Raw genomic sequence first — 19,049 nt, forward strand, 5'->3', positions numbered from 1 at the left:
CCATCATGCGCACGCTGCTGATCGACAACTACGACTCCTTCTCCTACAACCTGTTCCAGTACATCGGTGAGGCAACCGGTCAGCCCCCCGTCGTCGTGCCCAACGACGCCGACTGGTCGCAGCTGCCCGTCGAGGACTTCGACGCGATCGTCGTGTCACCGGGGCCCGGCAGCCCGGACCGGGCGAGGGATTTCGGGATCAGTCGGCAGGCGATCACCGAGAGCGGTCTGCCCGTCCTCGGCGTCTGCCTCGGCCACCAGGGCATCGCCCAGCTCTTCGGCGGAACCGTCGGCCTCGCCCCGGAACCGATGCACGGCCGGGTCTCCGAGGTGCGGCACACCGGCGAGGACGTCTTCAGAGGTCTCCCCTCGCCGTTCACCGCCGTGCGCTACCACTCCCTCGCCGCCACCGATCTCCCCGACGAGCTGGAGTCCCTGGCCTGGAGCGACGACGGCGTCGTCATGGGGCTGCGACACCGCGAGAAGCCCCTGTGGGGGGTCCAGTTCCATCCGGAGTCGATCGGCAGCGACTTCGGCCGGGAGATCATGGCCAACTTCCGCGACCTCGCCCTCGCCCACCACCGGGCCCGGCGGCACGCCACGGCCTCCCCGTACGAGGTCCGCGTGCGCCGCGTCGACGTGCTGCCGGACCCCGAGGAGGTACGCCAGGCCTGCCTGTCTGTCGACGGCGCCACGTTCTGGCTGGACAGCAGCGCCGTCCTCGAAGGTGCCTCGCGCTTCTCCTTCCTCGGCGACGACCGCGGCCCCCTCGCCGAGTACGTCACCTATCGGGTCGCCGACGGTGTCGTCTCCGTCCGCGGATCCGACGGCAGGACGACGCAGACGCCGCAGCCCTTCTTCACGTACCTGGAGGAGCAGCTCGACCGCCGGCGCGTACCCGCCGTCCCCGACCTGCCCTTCGAGTTCAACCTCGGCTACGTCGGCTATCTCGGTTACGAGCTGAAGGCCGAGACGAGTGGCGAGCCCGCGCACCGGTCGCCGCACCCCGACGCCGCGTTTCTCTTCGCCGACCGCTTGATCGCGCTCGACCATCAGGACAGCTGCTGCTACTTGCTCGCTCTCGACCGCCGCGGTCAGGACGACGGGGCACGCGCCTGGCTGCGGGAGACGGCCGAGACCCTCACCGGTCTGGCCGTCCGCGCCCCGGCGGAGCAAACCCCGGGCATGGTCTTCGGCGCTCCCGAGGCGGCAGCCGGCTTCGGCCCCGTGGCCCGGGCACGCCACGACAAGGACGCGTACCTCAAGCGCATCGACGAGTGCCTGAAGGAGATCCGCAACGGCGAGTCGTACGAGATCTGCCTGACGAACATGGTCACGGCGCCGACGGAGGCAACTGCCCTGCCGCTCTACTCCGCACTGCGCTCGATCAGCCCCGTCCCCTACGGCGCCCTGCTCGAGTTCCCTGAGCTGTCGGTGCTCAGCGCCTCGCCCGAGCGGTTCCTCACGATCGAAGCAGACGGCGGTGTCGAGTCCAAGCCCATCAAGGGGACCCGTCCTCGGGGAGGCACGGCGGAGGAGGACGAGCGGCTCCGGGCCGACCTGGCCAGTCGCGAGAAGGACCGGGCCGAGAACCTGATGATCGTCGACCTGGTCCGCAACGATCTCAACAGCGTCTGCGCGATCGGCTCCGTCCACGTGCCCCGGCTCTTCGAGGTGGAGACCTACGCGCCCGTGCACCAGCTGGTGTCGACGATCCGGGGGCGGCTGCGGCCGGGCACGAGCACCGCCGCCTGTGTGCGTGCGGCCTTCCCCGGCGGCTCCATGACCGGTGCGCCCAAGAAACGCACGATGGAGATCATCGACCGGCTGGAGGAAGGCCCCCGAGGCGTCTACTCCGGCGCGCTCGGCTGGTTCTCCCTCAGCGGTGCCGCCGACCTCAGCATCGTCATCCGCACCATCGTGCTGGCTGCCGGCCAGGCGGAGTTCGGCGTCGGCGGGGCGATCGTGTCCCTCTCCGACCAGGAGGAGGAGTTCACGGAGACCGTGGTGAAGGCACGTGCCATGGTCTCCGCCCTCGACGGCACCGCCGTGGCGGGCGCGCGATGAACGGCTTCGCCCGGAGCGTCGTCGTCGGCGGGAGCGGAGCGGTGGGAGGCATGTTCACCGGCCTGCTGCGGGAGGCGGGCAGCCGAACCCTTGTCGTCGACGTCGCACCGCCTCCGAAGGAGCGGGACGTCTGCCTGGTGGCCGACATCACAGCACCGGGGCCCGAGCTGGCGGCTGCCCTGGGCCGCGCGGATCTCGTCCTGCTCGCCGTCCATGAGGCGGTGGCCCTCAAGGCTGTGGCTCCCGTGACTCGGCTCATGCGACCGGGCGCGCTGCTCGCCGACACCCTCTCCGTCAGGACGGGCATGGCCGCGCAACTCGCGGCCCACGCCCCCGGTGTCGAGCACGTTGGTCTCAACCCGATGTTCGCCCCGGCCGCCGGCATGGCCGGTCGGCCCGTTGCCGCCGTGGTCACGAGGGACGGATGCGGCGTCGCCGCCCTGCTTCGGCTCATCGAACGTGCCGGTGGAAGACCCGTACGGCTCTCGGCGGAGGAACACGACCGGACGACCGCGGCCACCCAGGCCCTGACACATGCGGTGATCGTCTCCTTCGGGCTCGCCCTCGCCCAACTGGGCGTGGACCTTCGCACGCTCACGGCGACGGCACCGCCACCCCATCAGGTTCTGCTCGCCCTACTGGCCCGCGTACTCGGCGGCCGCCCCGAGGTGTACGGCGAGATCCAGTGGTCCAATCCCCGGGCCGCGTCCGCGCGTCGGGCGCTCGCTGACGCGCTGCGCTCCTTTGCCTCACTCGTCGGCGACGACCACGACCTCGGCGACGAAGACGACGCCGGACACCAGGGAGCCACAGGCCTGGACGGCGTCTTCGAGGAGCTGAGTCGGCTCATGGGACCCGAGCTCGCGGCGCACCAGGACCACTGCCGGGAGCTGTTCCGCACCAACCACCGCACCGACGACGAAGGTGAGACGGACCGATGACCGAGCAGGACGAGTTGCACCGGCTGCGCACGGAACTCGACACTCTCGATGGGACGCTCCTGGACACACTGCGCCGCCGCATCGACTGCGGCGTCCGCATCGCACGGTACAAGTCCCGGCATGGTGTCCCGATGATGCAGCCCGGACGGGTCAACCTGGTCAAGGAGAGGGCTGCCCGCTATGCGGCCACCCACGGCCTCGACGAGACGTTCCTGGTGAACCTCTACGACGCGATCATCACGGAGATGTGCCGCGTCGAGGACCTGGTGATGAGTCGGGCGAACCAGCCCTCCGCGGACCTGCGTTGAAACCCTCCCTCCGGACCACCCCGCACGACACCCACTACAGCCCTGCCGGCACGTTTCCGTGGAGGGCGGAGGAGACCACGATGCACGCGACCACGACGCTCGCGTCCCTGACCGGGCGGGCGGCGGCGCAACAGCCCTACTGGCCGGACCCGGAAGCCCTCGACGAAGTGGAACGGGAGCTGGCACGGCTCCCCGTGCTCACCACCGAGAACGAGGTCATCGACCTGATGAACGGGATGGACCTGGTCGCCCGCGGGTCGGCGCTCCTCATCCAGGGCGGTGACTGCGCCGAACGCTTCCACGAGGCCGTACCCGACCTGGTCCGCCAGAAGGTGGACAACCTCCAGGGCATCGCCGCGATCATGCGTGCCGGCAGCGGGCTGCCCGCAGTGGCCGTCGGCCGTATCGCCGGCCAGTACGGAAAGCCACGCTCCTCGCCTTTCGAGACGGAGGACTCGGGCTCGCGACGGAAGATGCCCAGCTACTGCGGCGACGCCGTGAACAAGCCCGAGTTCGAACCGTCGGCCAGGAACCCGGACCCCCGCCGGCTGCTCACCGCGTACACGTGCTCGCGGTTCGTCCTCGACGAGATCCGGCACTCCTGGTCTGGGCGGCCTGTCCTGGAACGGGTCTACACCTCACACGAGTTGCTTCTCCTGCCCTACGAACGGCCGCTGGTACGAAGGGGTGTGCACGGTACGTACAGTGGTTCGGCCCACTTCGGATGGATCGGCGAGCGGACGCGCCGGGACGATGGCGCCCACGTCGCCCTCGCCCAGGCCGTGCACAACCCGATCGGCGTCAAGCTGGGGCCGTCGGTGTCGCCGGAGGATGCGGTCACCCTGAGCCGGTTGTTGAACCCGGAGGGCGTTGCGGGACGGCTGACGTTCATCGTGCGCTTCGGCGCGAAGGACGTGGACCGGCTCCTGCCGCCGGTGGTCGAAGCGGTCACCCGCCACGGCGCGCCGGTCGTCTGGCTCTGCGACCCCATGCACGGCAACGGGCTGAAGCTGTCCGGCCAGAAGACCCGGTTGATCGAGCCGATGCGTGCCGAGATTGCGGTCTTCACCCGAGCGTTGCGGGCGCACGGGCAGTGGCCGGCGGGCCTCCACCTGGAGCTGACCCCGGACCCGGTCACCGAGTGCGTGTCAGAGCGGGACGAGCCGCCTCGGTTCACGAACTACCGGTCCACGTGCGACCCGCGTCTGAACCCCGAGCAGTCGGCGGAGATGGTCTCCCATTTCCTCTCCCTGCTCTGATGCATCTCCCGTAGTCCCCCCACGGATACGGCCGGTGGCCCATCCTCACAAGGAGGACGGGCCACCGGAACACGGGGGCGGCGGTCAGGAACGGGCCTCCAGAGGACGCTCGGCCGGACGGTTCTGGGCGCCGCCGGGGTCACCCTTGCCACCGGTGATGCCGATGGCCCGGGCAGCCCCCGCCAGGACCAAGGTGATGGCGACGAGCACGGCACTCACCACCAGTGGCGAGCGGTAACCGAAGTCGGCGCCCAGGGCGAGGCCGCCCAGGGCGGGTCCGGCAGCGGCGCCGACGTTCATCGCGGCGGTGGCGAAGCCGCCGGCCAGCGTGGGGGCGGCCGAGGCCGTGTAGAGGGCCTGCGCGATCAACGTGGAACCCACGCAGAACGACAATGTCCCCTGGACGAAGGCGAGGATCAGCGCCACGGCGGGGTTCGCGGCCGTGAGGGCGAAGAGCAGCCAGCCCACCAGAAGCGCCGCACCACCGACCGCCAGCACCTGGCCAGGACGGCTGTCCGCGAGTCGGCCGCCCACGTTGACCCCGACGAAGGCCCCGATTCCGAACAGCGCCAGAGTGGCAGGCACCCACCCGGAGCTCAGGTCCGTCACGTTGGTGATGACAGGTGTGAGGTACGTGAACGAGCAGAACGTCGCTCCGTTGACCAGCGCCCCGAGCACGAGTGTCATGATCACCCGGGGCGTCCGGAACGCCCGCAGCTCGTGGCGGACGCTGGGCGCCGCAGGGTCTACGGGCGTCGCCGGTACAGACCGAAGCACCGCGAAGACCGCCGGCGTGCAGACGATCGCGACACCCCAGAAGGTCGAGCGCCAGCCCCAGACCTCGCCCAGTACGGCGCCGAGGGGGACACCTGCGATCAGGGCGAGGGTGACACCGCTCAGGAGCACCGATGTCGCACGGCCCTTGGCCTGCGGTCCTGCCATGCTCGCCGCGGTCGCGAGGCCGACAGCGAGGAAGCCCGCGTTGGCCAGTGCGGCGATCACTCGCGTGACGAAGAGGACCTCGAAGCTGTGGGTGAGGGCGCCTACGACGTGGGCCAGGAGGAAGGTGATGAGGAAGGTGAGCAGGGCTCGGCGTCGCGGCCATCGCAGGCTCAGCATCGCGACCAGCGGTGCGCCGACGATCATGCCGACGGCGAAGGCCGAGGTGAGCGAACCGACGGCGGGGAGGGACACACCGAAGTCGGTGGCCATGTCCTCCACCAGCCCGGACAGCATGAACTCCGACGTTCCCTGGGCGAATACGGCCAGCCCGAGAACGTAGATGGCAAATGGCATGAAGATGCTCCAACTACATCGCAGAAAGAGGGGACGCGACGCATGGACGGGGCGGTCATGCGGTCGCATGGGAGACGCCCCGGAGAGAGTTCCGGGCGTGATCCCGCGATGCGGTTGATCCGTGGCGGATGCACGACGTCCTGCTCGGCGACGGGGCCGGAGAAAGCAGGGTCGTCAGAGGTTTACGCGATCAGCCACCGGATCACCGGTGGCCCGCTTCTTTCCGCCTCAGGACTCGACATGCCTCTCAACATAGCAACGCCCAGATCACCGTGTCTAACGGATTCGACAGCTCCTGCCACCCGCCCCCTCCGCTGTCTCCGACCGGTACGGCGGATCGTCTCGCGCCCATCGCCCTGTACGGAAAGAGTGTTCATGACGACCCATCAAACAGCCATGATCATGGTCGGTCTGGCGTTGATCCTCTTGCTCGCGCATGTGCTCGGGCGCCTCGCCCAGCGGTGCGGCCAGCCGGCCGTCCTCGGGGAGATCCTCGCCGGCATCCTGCTCGGCCCGACGCTGTTCCACGGCGCTCTTTCAGACGCCGTCCTCCCCTCGGACGTCCGGCCGATGCTCAGCACGCTTGGCAACCTGGGCGTCGCGCTGTTCATGTTCCTCGTCGGGCTCGAGCTCGACAGCCGGCTGCTGCGCGGGAACAAACGTGCTGCGCTGGGAGTGTCCGTGGGCTCGATCGTCTGCTCGTTCGGACTCGGCGTGGTGCTGGCGATGTGGCTGTGGAACGATCATGCGGTCGGCGACCAACTCGGCTTCGTGCTGTTCATAGGCGCGGCCATGTCCATCACGGCCTTCCCGGTCCTGGCCCGCATCCTCACCGACCGCGGCATCCAGCACACGAGGGTCGGTGCGCTGGCCATGGCAAGCGCGGCCGTCGGGGACGTCGTCGCTTGGCTGTTGCTGGCGGCCGTCCTCACCTTCACGGGGAGCCAGAGTTCGTGGCAGGTGTTGCTGGTCCTGCCGTACGCGGTGGTCATGATCGCGGTGGTACGGCCGCTCCTCGGCAGGTTCCTGGCCACCCGCGAGCCGCACGGAGCGGATGACGGGGAGCCTGGGCCGGGTACCGCACCCCTATGTGTGCTGACGGTGGTGCTACTGGTTTCCGGCGCACTGAGCGAATGGTTCGGGCTGCACTTCATCTTCGGGGCATTCCTCGCCGGCGCGATCGTGCCGCGCGACGGCACGGAGCGGCTGCGCGCGGCGGTCGTCGACCGGTTCGAGACGATCACCTGGATGTTGCTGCCCGCGTACTTCACGGTGGCCGGGCTGAAGGTCGACCTGAGCACGGTGGACGGGGACGGACTCGGCGAGCTGGGTCTGATCCTCCTCGTCGCGATCGGCGGCAAGTTCGGCGGCGGTTACGTCGGAGCGCGGGTCGCGGGCCGACCCGGGCGGTCGGCGACGACACTGGGCATCCTCATGAACACCCGCGGTCTCACCGAACTCATCATCCTCGGCGTGGGACTACGACTGGAGTTGCTCGACACGGATCTGTACTCACTCATGGTGGTCATGGCCCTCGTCACCACCGCCATGACCGCGCCCCTGCTGCGCTGGGCCTACCCACGCCAGATGGTCGACGCGGATCTGCGAGAACTGGCCGCGGAATGGCAGGCGGCGGCATGTCGCACCGAGCCCGCCCGGCCTGTGGACGGGAAGCCGACGGAGGCGAAGCGATGATGCCCACGCTCCTGACCGGGCTGGTACCGGAAGCGGCCCTGACCGCCGAGGAGTTCGGCGACGTACCGGACGCCTGGATCTTTCCGGAGGAGGAGGCTGTGCTGAGCCGAGCGGAGGACCGCCGACGCCGGGAGTTCGCCACCGTGCGGCACTGCGCGCGGGTCGCCCTGACCTGCCTCGGACGGCCGGCCGGACCGATGGTCCCGGGCGAGAGAGGTGCCCCGACCTGGCCGGAGGGCGTGGTGGGTTCGATGACGCACTGCGATGGCTATCGTGCTGCCGCAGTGTCCCGGAGGATCGACGTCGCCGCCCTGGGAATCGACGCCGAGCCCCACGCGCCACTGCCGCCGGGTCTTCTCCGTCGGATCGCGTCACCGGCCGAGCGCAGCCACCTGGCGGCACTGCGCCACACTCGTCCCACGCTCCACTGGGACCGGCTGTTCTTCAGTGCGAAGGAGTCCGTGTACAAGGCATGGTTCCCCCTGACCGGGACCTGGCTGGACTTCCGCGAGGCGGAGCTGATCCTGGACCCGTATCGGCAGACCTTCCGCGCTCGTCTCCTGCGGACCGGACACGACGACGAAGGGCGACCGCTCCACACCCTTCACGGGCGGTGGCGGGTCGGCCGCCGGCTCGTCGTCACCGCCGTCGCCCACAGGGTCACGGCCTCCGACCAGGGAGGCATGACCTACGTCCAGCGGGAGGCTGGCTCCAACACCGCGTACGGGCGGCGCTAACCGGTCAGGGAGTCCTCGCAACGCAGTTCCTGAGCCATTCCCTTGAGGTCGTCGGCGCAGGCGGACAGGATGTCGGCCACCGCGCTCCGTCCGTGCAGGGGGATGGTGGGGGCGAGGCGCTTCCATTCCTCGGTCGTCCGGAGCTGTGTGTGCAGTCGGTGCAGGACAAGCCGTCCGCTCTCACTGAGCCGCAGCGAGGGGTCGTTGCGGAGACCGTCGAAGAGGGTGATGCGGCGAGCGAGATCGGGCGCGGCTCCACTACCCGGACGGTCTTCGTCCGGTGCGATCGCCATGGCGGCGGTGGAAGCGGCTGGGCCCGCTGGACCGTCGGACCCGCGACTGTCCGGAACCGCCGGCCGCCCCTGGGCCAGCCGGTAGCGCACGTCACGGACGGTCCCCACGGAGATCCCGGCCCGCTTGGCGATCTCCCGCAGCGAGGCTGCCGGGTTCTCTCGTATCACCTCGGCGGCTACCCGGCGTCCCTCCGCCGTGGTGGACGGACGGACCCGGCCGTCACGGCCGACACGCGCGTCCGGGCGCGCGCCCGGGTCAGCGATGTCCCTGCGCAGCGCGCCCACGCCGGTGGCATTCCAGCCGGCCCTCTCGGCGATGCTGCGGTCGGACCAGTGGGGGTGCGTGCGTAGTATCCGTAACGCGGCCCACTTCCGCTCGTCGCTCGAGAGCGGAAGGCCGTGCCGTGTGTTGGACTCCACGGCGAGCAGGAAGGCCGCGTGCTCGTCTCCCTCGAACCAGTGTGCGCGGATGGTGTGCCGGTTGCGCAGCTCCGTGGCCCTTACCCGGTGCATGCCGTCGACTACGCGCAGGGTCGCCCGGTGCACCAGGATCGGCGGAAACTCCACCTCGCTCTCCGCGAGTGCCCGTACGTGTGCCTGGTCGAGCGCGAAACGTGGCGAGTCAGCCGGCAGCAGGGTGCGTACGTCGATTTCGAAGGTCGACGCCTGTCGTTCATCCGATACTGCGGACATCAATGCCTCCAGGAATGCACGTCATCCATGACAGGAATGGTGGGTGAGTCCGCCGCCCCGAGCACGACGGAGCGGCGCGCCAACGCACAGCGGCGGCGCGGAGACAGGAATCACCGCACCGGGGCGCGCAGGGATCACAAGTGGGGGTCGGGGGCAGGGAAGCAGGGCCGGGAAAGCGGCTGTGGGTCAGCGCGCGATGCAGGTATGCAGAGGTGTCAACTGCCGTGCCGAAGGCCGGTTCTCGTCATGGCCGTGGCGTCCGGTGGGGACGCCGGCCTCAGACGAGTGGCACTCGACTGGTTCACCCAGTGGTCCTGCGTGTCACGCGGCTGCACCATGCGATCGCGATCCTTTCGAAGGATGAGCGACGCCCCGTCGGGCGCTGAACGTAGCCGGAATATGACGCTAGGTCAGCGTACGATGAATCGTCAACATGTCCGCTGAGGCGGACACACTTGTCCGCCTCCACACGTGTCCGAGATCAATCTTGTCCGCTCCAGCGAACAGGGATACACATGGCCTGTGTCTTCGGGAGGAAGAGGTCGCATGGGTGGGGAACCGGCACACCACGACGGGGTGCGTCCGCTACTGCGGAAGTTCGATCAACGGCTCAACGAACTGATCCACGCCCTCTACCCCGATGAACAACAGCGGCCGGGATACGCCCGCCTCGCCCGGGAGATCAGCGCCGCGACCGGTGGCTCCATCTCCGGGACGTACTTGTGGGAACTCGCCACGGGCAAGAAGCGGAACATTACCCTCGAACAACTCGACGTCCTTGCCCAGTTCTTCGGGGTACCTCCCGAGTACTTCCTCAACGAGGAGGTGTCGCAGCGAGTCAAGGCTCAGCTGGCGCTCGCCACCGCCCTGAGAGATGCCAAGGTACGCAGTCTGGCGATGCGGGCCTCGGGGCTCTCGCCCGCGAGTCTCGACTCCCTACTGACCATCGTGAACGAGACGAGGAAGGTTCAGAACCTCCCCGAGGGCGGCCACCAGGGATCGGGCACGGACGCCGGGGCCGACGGAGAAACGGCGGCCACGTGACGCGGGCCGCCGTCGAACCCGATACCAAGGAGCGGCAGTTGCTGCGCCCCCTCACCTTGCATCGGCGGTGTCGGAAGCTCGCCGAACAGATCCGGCTCCCCCAGCCGTTCTCGATCGCGAGCTTCCGCGACCACGTCGCGGCGCAGCGTGGAAGACCGCTGTACCTCCATGCGTTACCGCTCGAAGCCGCAACGGTCGGCGCCTGCGGCCTTTGGCTCGCCACGACCGCCGATGACCACATCTTCTACGAACAGCACACTTCCGCGCTCCATCAGGAACACATCGTGCTCCACGAGTTCGGTCACATGCTCTTCGACCACCATCCGGTGGCGGGGGAAGTGGGCGACGGTGACGCCCTGGGCGCGGTCCTGCCGGATCTCGATCCGCGCATGATAGGACGCATCCTCGGGCGCACCAACTACTCCACCCGCCAAGAGCGCGAAGCCGAGCTGCTCGCGAGTCTCCTGCGCACCGGGGCGGACCAGCCGCCGCGACAGGAACGACACGGCCCGCTCGCCAGTCTGAGTGCGGCCCTCGGGGTCGAGGACTCCGCGTGCTGACCTCGCACCTGACCGCGTTTGGCACGTGGCTCACGTACCCCAGCTGCGTCTGCCTCTGCCTCGCCGTGCTCCTTCGCGCGGCGCCGTCTCTACGCACCGCGGACCAGCGCGGGCTGTGGATGGCCGTGACCACCGCGGGCGTGGCGATGGCGCTGGACCTTCCCGCCGTCACCAGGCTCGCCACGGATCTCGCTGGCACCAGCCACGCTGTCGACCTCGTGAAGAACCTGACCGGAGTGGTCTCGGCAGGCGCTGTCCTGTTCTTCGTCTCCGCCCCCATGGGGAGTCGCCGGCTCCACGCCAGCCTCTGCGGCGCCATCGGCACGATCCTGGTCGTCCTGACGATCCTCGACCTCTCTGCCCCGGCACATCCCTCCCACTCGGTGATCGTCGCCGCGGGCCCGTCGCCATCCTTCTTCTACTGGCTGACACTCATCTCCACCCACGTGGTGGCCAACTCCGTGTGCGTGCTCGTCTGCTGCTGGTACGGCCCGCGCACGGACGACCGCCCCCTCGCCACCGCTCTCTGGCTGTTCGCCTCAGGCACCGCGCTCGCCACGCTCTTCTGGATCGGTCGACTGCTCCGCCTCGTGCTGGACGTGTCGTGGGCTCTGCCATACCTCCCGCTCCTGATCAACCTGCACGCCCTCTTGCGCGCGTCAGCCATCCTCGTACCCACCGCCGTCACGCTCGCCCGCACCCTGGCAAACGCCCGCACCGTGTGGCGCCTCTGGCCCCTATGGCACGAACTGGTAGCCGCCGTCCCTCATGTCGTCCTGACCAGGCGCCGCACGAGACTCCTCGAACTCCTCTGGCCACCGGTACCACACAGACTGCTCGCCTACCGCAAGCTCATCGAGATCCGGGACGCCATGCTGGAACTCGATCATTACGTTCCACCCGAGCTCCCTCTACTCGCCCGCGACCATGCCGGAACCCTGGACCTCACACCCGTCCAGGCCGACGCGGTGGTCCTGGCGTGTGTGATGAAGGAGGCCCACCAGGCAAGGCTCGCGGGCAGCCCCCGGTGCGAATTCCCCGCAGAATCGTTTGACCATGGGAAGCCTCCGCTGCTCCCCACCCGCCAGGAGCACGCGTCAACCCTTTCGGCCGAGAAGACCCACCTGATCGGGCTGGCCCGGGCCTACACCTCGGCACCCGTCCGCTCGTTCGTCGCCTCTCCGCACAGCCACGCGCCGGGGCACCGGGAAGGCTAAGGCGTTCACCTGACGCGAAGCGCCCCGGAGAAGGACCTTCCTCGGGTCAAAACGATTCTGCTACGGCCGCCGCCCGAAGTTCGAGCAGCTCCGCCTCGCCCGCAGCCACGTACCCGCCCCGTGCACCCGCCCCGGACCCGGCGCCTCGCACGACGTCTTCCGCCAGGCCGACACCGGGTCACCTCGGAGCCGACAGTGGCACCGCAGGACGTGATCCTCTATACGGTCCTGGCTGCCGCCCAGGCTCTATCCGTCGAACGCAGCGAGCTTGGCGAGGGGCAGTCGGCCCGCGGGCAGAGTCCCTCCTGGGCCGTTTCCAGTACGGGCAGTTTCCCGCGCCCTACGAGGGCGGCAATTCCACGCCGCGCTGCGGACGCCCCCGGCCGCATCGGCGCCATCCACCACCCACAGCAGCGCGCCCGCGGGCGACTTTCCTCATACCTTGGGCCTCAATGCGGCCTCAACCCCGCCCTCGACCTCTCGTGCAGGCCGCCGTTACAGCCCCCGCGCACCAAGGTCCGCCCCGTTCTCGCAGGTCAGGGCAGCATCAACCACAGTCGCCGCAGACACCGTTGAACTTGTGAGCAGCGGATTCAATCCGTTCAAGCAGAGTTGCCGACCCGACAGGACAAAATGAACGTTTCCGCAGGTCAGAGGCCTACGCAAGTGGGGCGGGTGGGACTCGAACCCACGGCCGACGGATTATGAGTCCGCTGCTCTAACCGGCTGAGCTACCGCCCCATAGCGGCGTGTCGCGTACATGAGTGCGCGCCGTCTGCCGCAGCATAGCCGCTCATACGATCTCCTGCTCCGCAGGGGCGACTTCGCATGCCCTTGAGGACTCCGCCGTGACCTGCACGGTTGCGGCGGACATGAAAAAGGACCCCATCGGGGCCCTTCTTCCTCCTGCTCTCCCGACTGGACTCGAACCAGTAACCTGCCGGTTAACAGCCGGCTGCTCTGCCAATTGAGCTACGGAAGATCGAAGCTCCCCCGACTGGACTCGAACCAGTAACCTGCCGGTTAACAGCCGGCTGCTCTGCCAATTGAGCTACGGAGGATCGCCTCGTTGCATCGAACGTACCTCCCTGGGTATTCGCCAGGGGGCGGGCGCTCGCTGCGACACATACATTAGCGCAAGCAGGGGGGTGCTCCGCCAATCGGTTCCCCGACACCGATACCGACACCGACGTCGCACCGGATACCTACGCAAGGAAGGGTGGCCCGCCATGCGCTACAAGCTCACGTTCGTGGTCGGACTGTCTCTGGGTTACGTGCTGGGCACCCGTGCCGGGCGCGAGCGCTACGAACAGTTGAAGAAGTCCGCCCGTCAGGTCGCCCAGAACCCCGCCGTCCGCAACACCGCTGAGACGGCGGCCCAGCAGGGCCGCCAGTTCGCCGGCAAGGCGTACCACGTGGTCAGCGACAAGGTGGGCGACCGCGTGCCGGAGTCCGTGACCCAGCGGGTGCGCTCGCTGCGGGACCGGAACACCAACGGCACCGCGCACGACGACTGGGGCACGAGCAGCCCGTGAACCAAGGGTGACGCGACCCACTGCGAGGGCGCGGGACCGGCACCGCCGGTCCCGCGCCCTCGCATCCGCGCGCACCACGACGACGCTACGCCCATAGAATTTCCGCCATGGGGATAGTCGCCGGGTTGGACAGCTCACCCGAATTCACTCGCATCGTCGTCTGCGACGCGGACACGGGCGCCGTGCTCAAACAGGGGTACGCGCCGCACCCGGTCGAGGGCCGTCCGTCCGACGTCGACCCCCAGGCCTGGCTCCTGTCCCTCGGTGAGGCCGCCGGGGGCGGTCTCCTCGAAGGAGTGCAGGCCATCGGCGTGTCCGCCCAGCAGAACGCGGTCGTGCCGCTCGACGCCCAGGGCAACACCGTGCGCCCCGCCATGGTCGGCGGCGACAAGCGCGCTCAGGTCGCCGCGGCCGACCTCGTCGACGCGCTCGGCGGGCGCGAGGCGTGGGCGCAGGCCGTGGGGTCCGTCCCGCAGGCCGCGCAGCCCGTCACCAAGCTGCGCTGGCTGAACAAGACCGAGCCCGACGCGGCCCTGCGCACCGCCGTCCTCCTCCAGGCGCACGACTGGCTGGTGTGGCAGCTGCTGGGCCGGCCGGTCAGAAGGACCACCGACCGCGGCGGTGCCTCCGGGACCGGCTACTGGTCCGCGGCCACCGGCGCCTACCGGGGCGACCTCGTCGAGCTGGCCCTCGGCCACCAGGCGATGCTGCCCGAGGTGATCGGCCCTGCGGAGGCGGCCGGTACGACCCCGGAGGGGCTGCTGATCTCCGCCGGGACCGGGGAGACCATGGCCGCCGCCTTCGGGCTCGGGATCGGGCTCGGGGACGCCGTGGTGTCGCTGGGCGCGTCCGGGTCCGTGATGGCCGTGCACCCCGAGGCGCTCGTCGACAACACCGGGATGATCACCTCCCTGGCCGACGCCACCGGCATGCACCTGCCCGTCGTCACCACCCTGAACGCCGTACGGACCCTGCGCGGGGCCGCCGAGATGCTCGGCCTCGGTGACCTGGAGAGCCTGTCGGACCTGGCGGTGAAGTCGACGCCGGGCGCCCACGGCCTCGTACTGCTGCCCTATCTGGAAGGTGAGCGGACGCCGAACCTGCCGCACACCGCGGGGACGCTGAGCGGGCTTCGGCGGGAGTCGATGAAGCCGGAGCATCTGGCGCGGGCCGCGTTCGAGGGCATGCTGTGCGGGCTCGCCGACGCGCTCGACGTGCTGCGCGGCCGGGGGGTCGAGGTGCGCCGGGTCTTCCTGCTGGGGGCGGCCGCCGAGCTGTCCGCCGTACAGGCCTCGGCGCCCGCGCTGTTCGGCGCGCAGGTCGTGGTGCCGCAGCCGGCGGACTACGCGGCGATCGGTGCCGCCCGGCAGGCGGCCTGGGCGCTCGGGGTGTCGCAGGGCACGCTCGACCCGCGGACCCCGCCGATGTGGCAGGGCCCGGCCGCGCAGGTCCTGGAGCCGGGCGAGGAGCTGGCGGTGGGGCAGGCGGTGCGGCAGCAGTTCGTGTCGGTGCGGGAGCAGACGTATCCGGGGGCGTTCCGCTAGACCCCGGAAGGTAAGGGTCCGGTAGGAGTCGGCGCCCACGGGGACCCGTACGGCCGTACGGAGCACTGCTGTCGGCTTAATCGGTTGAGGTAACACCGGTGGAGTGTCCGACGATAGGGGCCAGGGGCAACCACTCGCCCCGTCGCCGACTCCGAGAGACGTAGCGTGCTCATACGACTTCTGCGGACCTATCTCAGGCCCTACAAGAAACCCATCACCATCCTGGTGCTGCTGCAGTTCCTGCAGACCTGCGCCACCCTCTACCTGCCCACGCTGAACGCGGACATCATCGACGAAGGCGTCGTGAACGGCGACACCGGCTACATCCTCAGCTACGGCGCCCTGATGATCGGCATCTCGCTGGCGCAGGTGGTGTGCAACATCGGGGCCGTCTACTACGGCGCCCGGACCGCCGCCGCGCTCGGCCGGGACGTGCGGGCGGCGGTCTTCGACCGGGTGCAGTCGTTCTCGGCGCGCGAGGTCGGCCAGTTCGGGGCGCCCACGCTGATCACCCGTACGACCAATGACGTGCAGCAGGTCCAGATGCTGGCCCTGATGACGTTCACGCTGCTGGTGTCGGCGCCCATCATGTGCGTGGGCGGCATCGTGCTGGCGCTCGGCCTGGACGTGCCGCTGTCCGGGGTGCTGGTGGCCGTGGTGCCGACGCTGGGCATCTGCGTGACGTTGATCGTACGGCGGCTGCGTCCGCTGTTCCGGTCCATGCAGGTGCGTCTCGACACGGTGAACCGGGTGCTGCGCGAGCAGATCACCGGCAACCGGGTCATCCGGGCGTTCGTGCGCGACGCGTACGAGGAGGAGCGTTTCCGGAAGGCGAACACCGACCTCACGGAGATCTCCCTCAAGACCGGCAACCTGCTCGCGCTGATGTTCCCGGTCGTGATGACGACGGTGAACCTGTCGTCGATCGCCGTGGTGTGGTTCGGTGCCCACCGGATCGACAGCGGCGGGATGCAGATCGGCGACCTGACCGCGTTCCTCGCCTATCTGATGCAGATCGTCATGTCCGTGATGATGGCCACCTTCATGTTCATGATGGTGCCGCGCGCGGAGGTGTGCGCCGAGCGCGTCCAGGAGGTCCTCGACACCTCCTCCAGCGTGGTGCCGCCCGTGGCCCCCGTCCGCGAGCTGCGACGGCACGGGCACCTGGAGATCCGGGGTGCGGGCTTCCGCTATCCGGGCGCCGAGGAGCCGGTGCTCAAGGCGATCGACCTGGTGGCCCGGCCCGGCGAGGTGACCGCCGTGATCGGCTCGACCGGCAGCGGCAAGTCGACGCTGCTGGGGCTCGTCCCCCGGCTGTTCGACGCGACCGACGGCGAGGTGTTCGTCGACGGCACCGAGGTGTCGACCATCGATCCGAAGCTGCTGGCCAGGACCGTCGGACTCGTCCCGCAGAAGCCGTACCTGTTCGCGGGCACGGTCGCCACGAACCTTCGCTACGGCAATCCGGACGCCACGGACGAGGAGCTGTGGCACGCGCTGGAAGTGGCGCAGGCCAAGGACTTCGTCGAGCAGTTGGAGAACGGGCTCGACTCCCCCATCGCGCAGGGCGGCACCAATGTCTCCGGCGGTCAGCGGCAGCGGCTCGCCATCGCGCGCACGCTCGTGCAGCGGCCGGAGATCTACCTCTTCGACGACTCCTTCTCCGCCCTCGACTACGCGACCGACGCGGCCCTGCGCGCGGCGCTCGCCGAGGAGACCTCGGAGGCGACCGTCGTGATCGTCGCCCAGCGGGTGGCCACCATCCGCGACGCCGACCGGATCGTCGTCCTCGACGAGGGCCGGGTCGTCGGCACCGGCACCCACCGCGAGCTCATGGCGGACAACGAGACCTACCGGGAGATCGTGCTCTCCCAGCTCACGGAAGCGGAGGCTGCCTGATGGCCGGGCCCATGGGGCGCATGATGGCGGGCGGCGGTCCCGAGAACCGGTCGATCGACTTCAAGGTGTCCGGCAGGCGGCTGCTCGCCCGGTTCAAGCCGGAACGGCTCACCCTCTACGCGATGCTGGCCTGTGTCGTGGTGAGCGTGGGCCTCAACGTGGTCGGCCCGAAGATCCTCGGCGAGGCCACCGACCTGGTCTTCGCGGGCATCATCGGACGGCAGATGCCCGCCGGCACGAGCAAGGAGGAGGTCCTTGCGCGGATGCGGGAGCGCGGCGACGGTCAGGTCGCCGACATGCTCCGCAGCACCGACTTCACGCCCGGCCAGGGCATCGACTTCACCGCCGTGGGGCATGTCCTGCTGTTCGCGGTCGGGGTGTTCCTGATCGCCGGGCTGCTGATGGCGGTGGCGACCCGGCTGGTCAACCGGACCGTCAACCGCACGATGTTCCGGATGCGCGAGGACGTCCAGACGAAGATGTCGCGGCTGCCGCTGTCGTACTTCGACAAGCGCCAGCGCGGCGAGGTCCTGTCCCGGGCCACGAATGACATCGACAACATCGGCCAGACCCTCCAGCAGTCGATGGGTCAGCTGATCAACTCGCTGCTCACCATCATCGGCGTCCTCGCGATGATGTTCTGGGTGTCCTGGCTGCTGGCCCTGGTCGCGCTGGTCACCGTGCCGCTGTCGTTCGTCGTCGCCACCCGGGTGGGCAAGCGCTCGCAGCCGCACTTCGTGCAGCAGTGGCGTTCCACCGGCAAGCTCAACGCCCACATCGAGGAGATGTACACCGGGCACACCCTGGTGAAGGTGTTCGGCCGCCAGGACGAGTCGGCCGCGCAGTTCGCGGAGCAGAACGAGGCGCTGTACGAGGCCGGGTTCAAGGCGCAGTTCAACAGCGGGGTCATGCAGCCGCTGATGATGTTCGTCTCGAACATCAACTACGTGCTGGTGGCGGTCGTCGGTGGCCTGCGGGTCGCGACCGGCTCGCTCTCCATCGGTGACGTGCAGGCCTTCATCCAGTACTCCCGGCAGTTCTCGATGCCGCTGACGCAGGTCGCGTCGATGGCGAACCTGGTGCAGTCGGGTGTGGCCTCGGCGGAACGGATCTTCGAACTCCTGGACGCGGAGGAGCAGGAGGCGGACCCGGTCCCGAGCGCCAAGCCCGAGGAACTGCGCGGGCGGGTCGCCCTGGAGCACGTCTCCTTCCGCTACGACCCCGACAAGCCGCTCATCGAGGACCTCTCGCTGAAGGTCGAACCCGGGCACACGGTCGCGATCGTCGGCCCGACGGGAGCCGGCAAGACCACCCTGGTCAACCTCCTCATGCGGTTCTACGACGTCTCGGGTGGCCGGATCACCCTGGACGGCGTGGACATCGCCACGATGTCCCGGGACGACCTGCGCGCCGGGATCGGCATGGTCCTCCAGGACACCTGGCTGTTCGGCGGCACGATCGCGGAGAACATCGCGTACGGCGCCGCGCGCGAGGTCACCCGGGGCGAGATCGAGGAGGCGGCCAGGGCGGCCCACGCGGACCGGTTCATCCGCACGCTCCCCGAGGGCTACGACACGGTGATCGACGACGAGGGCAGCGGGGTGAGCGCGGGCGAGAAGCAGCTCATCACGATCGCCCGGGCGTTCCTGTCGGACCCGGTGATCCTGGTTCTCGACGAGGCGACGAGTTCGGTGGACACCCGCACCGAGGTCCTGATCCAGAAGGCGATGGCCAAACTGGCGCACGGCCGCACGTCGTTCGTCATCGCCCACCGCCTGTCGACGATCCGGGACGCGGACACCATCCTGGTGATGGAGAACGGCTCGATCGTCGAACAGGGCACGCACACCGACCTGTTGGAGGCGGACGGGGCGTACGCCCGCCTGTACAAGGCGCAGTTCGCACAGGCGGTGGCGGAGGTGGACTGAGGGAGGCTAGGGAGGGGGCCGCTCCCGAGGTGAA

The 19,049-nt window shown here is 69.3% G+C and carries 15 protein-coding genes and 3 tRNA genes; 13 read left to right on the forward strand and 5 right to left on the reverse strand.

Features of this window, described 5'->3' with window-relative positions; all coding sequences use genetic code 11:
* The first annotated feature begins 5 nt into the window (after positions 1 to 5).
* The 4 genes from pabB (at position 6) to ABZ098_RS04135 (ending at position 4,574) form a co-directional block, all read left to right on the forward strand.
* On the forward strand, positions 6 to 2,066 hold the full coding sequence (gene pabB / locus ABZ098_RS04120; RefSeq protein ID WP_356586979.1) for an aminodeoxychorismate synthase component I: 2,061 nt from the start codon (positions 6 to 8) through the stop codon (positions 2,064 to 2,066).
* A complete protein-coding gene (cmlC, locus tag ABZ098_RS04125) occupies positions 2,063 to 3,007 on the forward strand; it encodes a 4-amino-4-deoxyprephenate dehydrogenase CmlC (protein ID WP_356586981.1) in 945 nt (314 codons plus the stop codon). The genes pabB and cmlC overlap by 4 nt, the downstream gene beginning before the upstream one ends.
* Entirely contained in the window at positions 3,004 to 3,315 is a 312-nt protein-coding gene (cmlD, locus tag ABZ098_RS04130) for a 4-amino-4-deoxychorismate mutase CmlD (protein WP_356586983.1), read from the forward strand. Before cmlC ends, cmlD begins: the two co-directional genes overlap by 4 nt.
* Before the next feature lie 80 nt (positions 3,316 to 3,395).
* Positions 3,396 to 4,574 carry a 3-deoxy-7-phosphoheptulonate synthase gene (locus ABZ098_RS04135; RefSeq protein WP_356586985.1) on the forward strand — a complete coding sequence of 393 codons (1,179 nt, stop codon included), beginning with the start codon at positions 3,396 to 3,398 and terminating at the stop codon, positions 4,572 to 4,574.
* A gap of 84 nt (positions 4,575 to 4,658) precedes the next feature.
* On the opposite strand, the gene ABZ098_RS04140 is transcribed toward ABZ098_RS04135, so the two are convergent.
* Positions 4,659 to 5,870, reverse strand: a complete 1,212-nt coding sequence (locus ABZ098_RS04140; RefSeq protein WP_356586987.1) for a Cmx/CmrA family chloramphenicol efflux MFS transporter — start codon at positions 5,868 to 5,870, stop codon at positions 4,659 to 4,661.
* Positions 5,871 to 6,245: 375 nt separating this feature from the next.
* Between ABZ098_RS04140 and ABZ098_RS04145 the strand changes: the two genes are divergently transcribed.
* Both ABZ098_RS04145 and ABZ098_RS04150 read left to right on the forward strand, forming a co-directional pair.
* The gene (locus ABZ098_RS04145; RefSeq protein WP_356586989.1) at positions 6,246 to 7,565 is read left to right on the forward strand and encodes a cation:proton antiporter; all 1,320 of its coding nucleotides are present in this window, start codon (positions 6,246 to 6,248) and stop codon (positions 7,563 to 7,565) included.
* The gene (locus ABZ098_RS04150; RefSeq protein ID WP_356586991.1) at positions 7,562 to 8,302 is read left to right on the forward strand and encodes a 4'-phosphopantetheinyl transferase superfamily protein; all 741 of its coding nucleotides are present in this window, start codon (positions 7,562 to 7,564) and stop codon (positions 8,300 to 8,302) included. The genes ABZ098_RS04145 and ABZ098_RS04150 overlap by 4 nt, the downstream gene beginning before the upstream one ends.
* On the opposite strand, the gene ABZ098_RS04155 is transcribed toward ABZ098_RS04150, so the two are convergent.
* Positions 8,299 to 9,288 carry a transcriptional regulator gene (locus ABZ098_RS04155; RefSeq protein ID WP_356586993.1) on the reverse strand — a complete coding sequence of 330 codons (990 nt, stop codon included), beginning with the start codon at positions 9,286 to 9,288 and terminating at the stop codon, positions 8,299 to 8,301. The genes ABZ098_RS04150 and ABZ098_RS04155 overlap by 4 nt on opposite strands.
* Before the next feature lie 546 nt (positions 9,289 to 9,834).
* On the opposite strand from ABZ098_RS04155, the gene ABZ098_RS04160 reads away from it, so the two are divergent.
* Genes ABZ098_RS04160 through ABZ098_RS04170 form a run of 3 tightly spaced genes read left to right on the forward strand, consistent with a single transcriptional unit; the run spans position 9,835 to position 12,109 of the window.
* Positions 9,835 to 10,332, forward strand: a complete 498-nt coding sequence (locus ABZ098_RS04160; protein WP_356586995.1) for a hypothetical protein — start codon at positions 9,835 to 9,837, stop codon at positions 10,330 to 10,332.
* Positions 10,329 to 10,892: a hypothetical protein gene (locus tag ABZ098_RS04165; protein WP_356586997.1), complete on the forward strand. Its 564-nt coding sequence runs from the start codon at positions 10,329 to 10,331 to the stop codon at positions 10,890 to 10,892. The genes ABZ098_RS04160 and ABZ098_RS04165 overlap by 4 nt, the downstream gene beginning before the upstream one ends.
* Positions 10,886 to 12,109, forward strand: coding sequence for an MAB_1171c family putative transporter (locus ABZ098_RS04170; RefSeq protein WP_356586999.1), 1,224 nt, complete (start codon positions 10,886 to 10,888; stop codon positions 12,107 to 12,109). The genes ABZ098_RS04165 and ABZ098_RS04170 overlap by 7 nt, the downstream gene beginning before the upstream one ends.
* A 667-nt stretch (positions 12,110 to 12,776) precedes the next feature.
* Here ABZ098_RS04170 and ABZ098_RS04175 read toward each other — a convergent pair.
* The 3 genes from ABZ098_RS04175 to ABZ098_RS04185 form a co-directional block, all read right to left on the reverse strand.
* Positions 12,777 to 12,850: transfer RNA gene (locus tag ABZ098_RS04175), tRNA-Ile, on the reverse strand.
* Positions 12,851 to 13,018: 168 nt separating this feature from the next.
* Positions 13,019 to 13,091: transfer RNA gene (locus ABZ098_RS04180), tRNA-Asn, on the reverse strand.
* A 6-nt stretch (positions 13,092 to 13,097) separates the two neighbouring features.
* Positions 13,098 to 13,170, reverse strand: a tRNA-Asn gene (locus tag ABZ098_RS04185).
* 168 nt (positions 13,171 to 13,338) lie between these two features.
* Here ABZ098_RS04185 and ABZ098_RS04190 point away from each other — a divergent pair.
* The 4 genes from ABZ098_RS04190 to ABZ098_RS04205 all read left to right on the forward strand — a co-directional run bounded on the left by ABZ098_RS04190 (position 13,339) and on the right by ABZ098_RS04205 (position 19,015).
* Positions 13,339 to 13,644 (forward strand): YtxH domain-containing protein, encoded by a 306-nt coding sequence (locus tag ABZ098_RS04190; protein WP_356587001.1) that lies wholly within the window; start codon positions 13,339 to 13,341, stop codon positions 13,642 to 13,644.
* Between the two features lie 107 nt (positions 13,645 to 13,751).
* Positions 13,752 to 15,188, forward strand: coding sequence for an FGGY family carbohydrate kinase (locus tag ABZ098_RS04195; protein WP_356587003.1), 1,437 nt, complete (start codon positions 13,752 to 13,754; stop codon positions 15,186 to 15,188).
* A 165-nt stretch (positions 15,189 to 15,353) separates the two neighbouring features.
* The gene (locus ABZ098_RS04200) at positions 15,354 to 17,087 is read left to right on the forward strand and encodes an ABC transporter ATP-binding protein (RefSeq protein ID WP_356587005.1); all 1,734 of its coding nucleotides are present in this window, start codon (positions 15,354 to 15,356) and stop codon (positions 17,085 to 17,087) included.
* Positions 17,087 to 19,015 (forward strand): ABC transporter ATP-binding protein, encoded by a 1,929-nt coding sequence (locus ABZ098_RS04205; RefSeq protein WP_356587007.1) that lies wholly within the window; start codon positions 17,087 to 17,089, stop codon positions 19,013 to 19,015. Before ABZ098_RS04200 ends, ABZ098_RS04205 begins: the two co-directional genes overlap by 1 nt.
* Positions 19,016 to 19,049 lie beyond the last annotated feature (34 nt).

It is taken from the genome of Streptomyces sp. NPDC006335 (assembly GCF_040612795.1).
GTDB lineage: Bacteria > Actinomycetota > Actinomycetes > Streptomycetales > Streptomycetaceae > Streptomyces.

Excerpts from the sequence above, each read along its gene's own strand:
- pabB (WP_356586979.1), top strand. The coding sequence starts at position 6 with ATGCGCACGCTGCTGATCGACAACTACGACTCCTTCTCCTACAACCTG.
- cmlC (WP_356586981.1), top strand. The coding sequence starts at position 2,063 with ATGAACGGCTTCGCCCGGAGCGTCGTCGTCGGCGGGAGCGGAGCGGTG.
- cmlD (WP_356586983.1), top strand. The coding sequence starts at position 3,004 with ATGACCGAGCAGGACGAGTTGCACCGGCTGCGCACGGAACTCGACACT.
- ABZ098_RS04135 (WP_356586985.1), top strand. The coding sequence starts at position 3,396 with ATGCACGCGACCACGACGCTCGCGTCCCTGACCGGGCGGGCGGCGGCG.
- ABZ098_RS04140 (WP_356586987.1), bottom strand. The coding sequence starts at position 5,870 with ATGCCATTTGCCATCTACGTTCTCGGGCTGGCCGTATTCGCCCAGGGA.
- ABZ098_RS04145 (WP_356586989.1), top strand. The coding sequence starts at position 6,246 with ATGACGACCCATCAAACAGCCATGATCATGGTCGGTCTGGCGTTGATC.
- ABZ098_RS04150 (WP_356586991.1), top strand. The coding sequence starts at position 7,562 with ATGATGCCCACGCTCCTGACCGGGCTGGTACCGGAAGCGGCCCTGACC.
- ABZ098_RS04155 (WP_356586993.1), bottom strand. The coding sequence starts at position 9,288 with ATGTCCGCAGTATCGGATGAACGACAGGCGTCGACCTTCGAAATCGAC.
- ABZ098_RS04160 (WP_356586995.1), top strand. The coding sequence starts at position 9,835 with ATGGGTGGGGAACCGGCACACCACGACGGGGTGCGTCCGCTACTGCGG.
- ABZ098_RS04190 (WP_356587001.1), top strand. The coding sequence starts at position 13,339 with ATGCGCTACAAGCTCACGTTCGTGGTCGGACTGTCTCTGGGTTACGTG.
- ABZ098_RS04195 (WP_356587003.1), top strand. The coding sequence starts at position 13,752 with ATGGGGATAGTCGCCGGGTTGGACAGCTCACCCGAATTCACTCGCATC.
- ABZ098_RS04205 (WP_356587007.1), top strand. The coding sequence starts at position 17,087 with ATGGCCGGGCCCATGGGGCGCATGATGGCGGGCGGCGGTCCCGAGAAC.